The 6,125-nt window shown below is 63.2% G+C and carries 7 protein-coding genes; 6 read left to right on the top strand and 1 reads right to left on the bottom strand.

Features of this window, described 5'->3' with window-relative positions; all coding sequences use genetic code 11:
• From lnt to EOA33_RS20835, 4 genes are all read left to right on the top strand, one after another.
• The coding region (lnt, locus tag EOA33_RS20850) for an apolipoprotein N-acyltransferase (RefSeq protein WP_127406453.1) at nt 1-666 on the top strand (666 nt) is incomplete at its 5' end.
• A 139-nt stretch (nt 667-805) separates the two neighbouring features.
• Nucleotides 806-1,225, top strand: a complete 420-nt coding sequence (locus EOA33_RS20845; protein ID WP_126056673.1) for a helix-turn-helix domain-containing protein — start codon at nt 806-808, stop codon at nt 1,223-1,225.
• Nucleotides 1,226-1,393: 168 nt separating this feature from the next.
• Nucleotides 1,394-2,659, top strand: coding sequence for a methionine adenosyltransferase (gene metK / locus EOA33_RS20840; RefSeq protein WP_126056672.1), 1,266 nt, complete (start codon nt 1,394-1,396; stop codon nt 2,657-2,659).
• Nucleotides 2,660-2,679: 20 nt separating this feature from the next.
• Complete coding sequence (locus EOA33_RS20835; protein WP_127406452.1) at nt 2,680-3,381, top strand: tRNA (guanosine(46)-N(7))-methyltransferase TrmB; 702 nt, start codon at nt 2,680-2,682, stop codon at nt 3,379-3,381.
• 58 nt (nt 3,382-3,439) lie between these two features.
• Here the strand turns inward: EOA33_RS20835 and EOA33_RS20830 are convergent, their stop codons facing one another.
• Nucleotides 3,440-3,604, bottom strand: a complete 165-nt coding sequence (locus EOA33_RS20830) for a hypothetical protein (RefSeq protein WP_126056670.1) — start codon at nt 3,602-3,604, stop codon at nt 3,440-3,442.
• A gap of 330 nt (nt 3,605-3,934) precedes the next feature.
• Between EOA33_RS20830 and rimP the strand changes: the two genes are divergently transcribed.
• Both rimP and nusA read left to right on the top strand, forming a co-directional pair.
• The gene (rimP, locus tag EOA33_RS20825; RefSeq protein ID WP_126056669.1) at nt 3,935-4,567 is read left to right on the top strand and encodes a ribosome maturation factor RimP; all 633 of its coding nucleotides are present in this window, start codon (nt 3,935-3,937) and stop codon (nt 4,565-4,567) included.
• Between the two features lie 48 nt (nt 4,568-4,615).
• A partial coding sequence (gene nusA / locus EOA33_RS20820; RefSeq protein ID WP_127406451.1) for a transcription termination factor NusA occupies nt 4,616-6,125 on the top strand: 1,510 nt, incomplete at its 3' end.

The raw sequence follows: 6,125 nt of genomic DNA, 5'->3' as shown, positions 1-6,125 counted from the left end.
GGCCAGATGCTGATCGCCGGCGTCGTCCGCGAAGAGGGCGGCTCGGCGGCAGGCGCCGGCAGCCGCTATTACAATTCCGTGGTGGCGATCAACGACAAGGGCGAGATCACCGACGCCGTCGACAAGATCCATCTGGTGCCCTTCGGCGAATATCTGCCTTTCGCCGACCTGTTCGACCGCTTCGGGGTCGAACAACTGGTCGCCGGCCCGATGAATTTCGCGCCCGGCAACGTGCGCCATCCGATCGCGCTGCCGGACGGCGTGCGGGCGCTCCCCTTCATTTGCTATGAAGTCATTTTCCCCGACCTTGTGACGGTTGACGCAGCGTCATCTCAGCTTATTGTGAACGTCACGAACGATGCGTGGTTCGGCGACACGCCGGGACCATACCAGCACTTCAGGCAGGCCCAGATTCGCGCGGTGGAGAATGGATTGCCTTTGTTGCGCGCGGCTAACAATGGCATTTCCGCCATTGTCGACTCGCGCGGCCGCATTGTCGACGCGCTCGCAGTCAACACGCGCGGTGCCATCGACGCGCGCGTACCGATCTCTGGGCGCGCCCTCATTTCTGCCGATCGGCGGCGCATTAACGGATTGCTGATCATGTTCCTGTTCGCGCTGGGAGCACTCCTATCGAATGTAAGGCTACGGCTACGGGTGAATTGACAGCCGACACATTAGAAACTCATACTGTAAGCGCCTGAAATTTCTCGAAGTCGGTTGGAGGTTCTGTTGGGGCAGTTGGCTCCGGCTTCGTTTGGGCAAGAAAAAATAGAAAAAGCCGGAAAAATTCGGCGAGGAGAAAATGACAGAAGAAAACAAGAAAAAGCCGAATCCGATCGACATCCATGTCGGAAGTCGCATCAGGCTTCGGCGAAATATGCTTGGAATGAGCCAGGAGAAGCTGGGTGAGAATCTCGGCATCACGTTTCAACAGATCCAGAAGTACGAGAAAGGCACCAACCGGGTCGGCGCCAGCCGCTTGCAGGCCATAGCGTCCATCCTCAGCGTGCCCGTAGCCTTCTTTTTCGAGGATGCCCCGGGTCAGGAGGCCGTGGGCAACCGAGGATTTGCCGAAGACGCGTCGATGGCTTTCGCCGTCGAATTCTGCGGCAGTCCGGAAGGGCTTCAACTCAACCGCGCCTTCGTCAAGATTGCCGACGTCAAGGTGCGTCGCAGGATCATCGATCTGGTGAAATCGCTTTCTACCGACGACGCCGACTGATCCAGGGGCTTGTGCCACCGACGGCGCCCCGTCGGTGGTGGCACAAGACAAACTGTGCTCACATTCATGCCAGAACCGCGGCGGCGCTTGACGAGCGGCGCCCGGCACCGCTAACACGTGGCGCGCCAAAATCGGCAACCTGTCGATTTTTTTCAAGAGGGGACACCCGTGACGCGGCTGAACTACTTCTTCACCTCGGAATCCGTTGCCGAGGGCCATCCCGACAAAGTTTGCGACCGTATCTCCGACGAGATCGTCGATCTGGTCTATCGCGAGGCCAAGAAAACCGGCATGGATCCCTGGAAGGTCCGTGTCGCCTGCGAGACCCTGGCCACGACCAATCGTGTCGTCATCGCCGGCGAGGTCCGGGTTCCAGAGACGCTGCTGAGGAAAGACAAGGCCGGCAACATCCTCAAGGACGCCGCCGGTCATCCGGTCGTCAATCCGGCAAAGTTCAAGTCGGTAGCCCGCAAGGCGATCCGCGAGATCGGCTACGAGCAGGCCGGCTTCCACTGGAAGACGGCGAAGATCGATGTCCTGCTGCACGGCCAGTCGCCCGACATCGGCCAGGGCGTCGACAACGCCGCCGACCGCCAGGGCGAGGAAGGTGCCGGCGACCAGGGCATCATGTTCGGCTACGCCTGCCGCGAGACTCCGGACCTGATGCCGGCGCCGATCTACTACAGCCACAAGATTCTCGAGCTCCTGGCCGCCGCGCGCCATGACGGTGACGGCGAGGCCGGCAAGCTCGGGCCGGACGCCAAGAGCCAGGTCACCGTGCGCTATGTCGACGGCAAGGCCGCGGAAGCGACGCAGATCGTGCTGTCGACCCAGCATCTCGATGCGACCTGGGATTCCAAGAAGGTCCGCAAGGTCGTCGAGCCCTATATCCGCGAGGCGCTGGGCGATCTCAAGATCGCCGAGGACTGCAACTGGTACATCAATCCGACCGGCAAGTTCGTCATCGGCGGTCCGGATGGTGACGCCGGCCTCACCGGGCGCAAGATCATCGTCGACACCTATGGTGGCGCGGCGCCGCATGGCGGCGGCGCCTTCTCCGGCAAGGACACCACCAAGGTCGACCGCTCGGCAGCCTATGCGGCGCGCTACCTCGCCAAGAACGTGGTCGCCGCCAAGCTCGCCGACCGCTGCACCATCCAGCTGTCGTACGCCATCGGCGTCGCCCAGCCGCTGTCGGTCTATGTCGACCTGCACGGCACCGGCAAGGTCGACGAGGCAAGGCTGGAGGACGCGCTGCGCTCGGTCATGGACCTGTCGCCCTCCGGCATCCGCCGCCACCTCGACCTCAACCGGCCAATCTACGCGAAAACCTCGTCCTATGGCCATTTCGGCCGCAAGGCCGGCCGCGACGGTTCCTTCTCCTGGGAGAAGACCGATCTCGCCAAGGCGCTGAAGGACGCGGTCGCCGCCTGACGGCGACTGCAAACCTGTCCATGGATACAAAAGACAGGCCGAGCCGCGCGACCGAAGCTTTCTTCGGCCGCCGGCGCGGCAAGACCATCCGTCCGCAGCAGGCCGCGGCGCTGGAAAGCGGTTTTCAGACCTATCGGCTTGATCTGGCGGCCGAGCCGCCAGCCGACTTGCGCCAGCTGTTTGCCACCGATGTTTCCGCTATTCAGCTTGAAATCGGCTTCGGCGGTGGCGAGCACCTGCTGCATCGCGCGACGGCGGCTCCGCAAACCGGCTTTATCGGCGTCGAGCCGTTCGTCAACGGCATGGCCAAGCTGATGATGGCGGTCAGGGAAAAGCCGCTGGCCAATCTCAGGGTCTATGACGACGACGCCACACGGCTGCTCGACTGGCTGCCGCCAGCTTCGCTGGACGGCATCGACCTGCTGTATCCTGATCCCTGGCCGAAGAAGAAGCACTGGAAGCGGCGCTTTGTCGGTCCGGTCAATCTCGACCGTTTCGCCCGGGTGCTGAAGCCGAGCGGAAGATTCCGTTTTGCCTCCGACATCGACACTTATGTGAATTGGACACTGTTGCACTGCCGGGTGCACGGCGCCTTCACATGGCAGGCGCGGGACGCGGCCGACTGGCATCGGCCTTACGATGCCTGGCCAGGCACGCGCTATGAGGCCAAGGCCCTGCGTGAGGGCCGGCAGCCCGCCTATCTGACTTTCGTCAGAACATAGGCCCGGCGCGATACGGCTAACCGCGCCAGGGGCAGTTGCATCAGAAGCGCCCGATCTTTCAGAAGCGACCCATCCTGTCGAAGGCGGCCGGGTCCATTCCAAGTTTGCGCAGATCGTTGGTGCGCGGCCTGCGGCCGGCCTCGACGGCGCGCGACGCGGCAACGGCGCTGCCGAATGTGGTGAAGATGTCGCCGATGGCGGAAAACAGCTTGCGGCTACCCATGATTTTCAACCTTTCGCGCGCCACCGCGCGCAATTTCTCTTGTTGTGCGATGCAACATAGATAGGCGCGGCGCGCCAGCGATCACAGGGGCGTTACCGCATGGACGCCATGCGCCGGGCGCAAGGCTGCCTGGGCCGGCCTCCATTTGCTGGTGGTCCGCAGCAAGACCGCCGCGTTTGCCACGCTCCTCACGGTAGACTTGAAACGCCGGCCGGGATCGTCTATATCAGCGTCAAATTCTTGGTCGGTATGACGAAGAGTGGGTCCACCCGGTCCCGCTCTTTTTTATTACCTGCCGGCCAGTCACGAAGAAAGAGCGACAGGGACCTGATGAGCGCAGCGGCAATCGACGCCGACGACCGTATCATCCGCGAAAGCGGCATCGATGCCCGCATCGCGCTGATTGTGCAGCCGGTGCTGCGCGGCATAGGCTTCCGCCTGGTGCGGGTGCATTTGTCGGGCCAGAACGGGCTGACGCTGCAGATCATGGCCGAACGCGAGGACGGCACCATGACCGTCGAGGATTGCGAAGAGGTCAGCCGCGCCGTTTCTCCGGCGCTCGATGTCGAAGATCCGATCGAAAAGGCGTATCATCTCGAGGTCTCTTCGCCCGGCATCGACCGGCCGCTGGTGCGCAAGTCGGATTTCGCCACCTGGACCGGCCATCTGGTCAAGATGGAGACATCGGTCCTCGTCGGCGACCGCAAGCGCTTCAAGGGCAAGATCGCCGAGAGCGACGCCGATGGCGTGCTGATCGCCCGCGACAAGGCGGCCTATGGCGAGGAGCCGACGGTGCGCGTGCCTTACGATGCGATCGCCGATGTTCGGCTGGTGCTGACCGATGATCTCATCCGCGACGCTCTGTCGAAGGACAACAGGGCGCGCAAGGAAGCCAGGAAGCGTCGCGGCGAAGCGGAAGACGCAGCCGTGGATACGGAAAACGAAACCGAACAGGACAATTGATTTGAGCCGCCCGGCGAAAGGTCCGGCAACAGGCTCGGGAGAAAGACAATGGTTGTAAGCGCCAACAGACTGGAACTGCTGCAGATCGCCGATGCGGTCGCGCGTGAAAAGTCGATCGACAAGTCGATCGTCATCGCCGCCATGGCCGATGCGATCCAGAAAGCGGCGCGCTCGCGCTACGGCCAGGAGACCAACATCCGCGCCGACATCAACGCCAACACCGGCGAGATGAAGCTGCAGCGGCTGATGGAAGTGGTCGAGAAGGTCGAGGATTACGCTACCCAGATCGCCATTTCCTCGGCCCGCGAGCGCAACCCCGACGCCCAGCTCGGCGATTTCATCGCCGAACAGCTGCCGCCGATGGATTTCGGCCGCATCGCCGCCCAGTCGGCCAAGCAGGTCATCGTGCAGAAAGTGCGCGAGGCCGAGCGTGACCGCCAGTATGACGAATACAAGGATCGCATCGGCGAGATCGTCAACGGCACCGTCAAGCGCGTCGAATACGGCAACGTCATCGTCGATCTCGGCCGCGGCGAGGCGATCATTCGCCGCGACGAGCTGATCCCGCGCGAGAATTACAAATATGGCGATCGCGTCCGCGCCTATGTCTACGACGTGCGCCGCGAGCAGCGCGGCCCGCAGATCTTCCTGTCGCGTACCCATCCGCAGTTCATGGCCAAGCTGTTCACCATGGAAGTGCCGGAAATCTACGACGGCATCATCGAGATCAAGTCGGTGGCCCGCGATCCGGGCTCGCGCGCCAAGATCGCCGTCATCTCGCGTGATTCGTCGATCGATCCGGTCGGCGCCTGCGTCGGCATGCGCGGCAGCCGCGTCCAGGCGGTGGTCGGCGAATTGCAGGGTGAGAAGATCGACATCATCCCGTGGTCGCCGTCGGCCGCTTCCTTCATCGTCAACGCGCTGCAGCCGGCCGAGGTCGCCAAGGTGGTGCTCGACGAGGACGCCGAGCGCATCGAGGTCGTGGTGCCGGACGACCAGCTGTCGCTGGCCATCGGCCGCCGCGGCCAGAACGTCCGGCTCGCCTCGCAGCTTACCGGCTGGGACATCGACATCCTGACCGAGCAGGAAGAGAGCGAGCGCCGCCAGAAGGAATTCGTCGAGCGTTCGGCGCTGTTCATGGAGGCCCTCGACGTCGACGAGATGGTCGGCCAGGTGCTGGCCTCCGAAGGCTTCACCAGCGTCGAGGAAGTCGCCTATGTCGACGCCGGCGAGATCGCTTCGATCGACGGCTTCGACGAGGACACCGCTTCGGAAATCCAGACCCGCGCCCGCGAGTATCTGGAGAAGATCGAGGCCGAGCATGACGACAAGCGCAAGGCGCTCGGCGTCGAGGACGAGCTGCGCGAAATCCCCGGCATCACCACCGCCATGATGGTGACGCTCGGCGAGGACGGCGTGAAGACGATCGAGGATTTCGCCGGCTATGCCGCCGACGACCTGACCGGCTGGAAGGAACGCAAGGACGGCGAGACCAAGGTCTATCCGGGCGTACTCGCCAGCCACGGCGTGTCGCGCGCCGATGCCGAGCAGATGGTTC

It is taken from the genome of Mesorhizobium sp. M4A.F.Ca.ET.050.02.1.1 (genome assembly GCF_003997725.1).
Lineage (GTDB): Bacteria > Pseudomonadota > Alphaproteobacteria > Rhizobiales > Rhizobiaceae > Mesorhizobium.
Note: the sequence above shows the minus strand (reverse complement) of the source record. Positions and strands in the feature narration are given on the sequence as shown.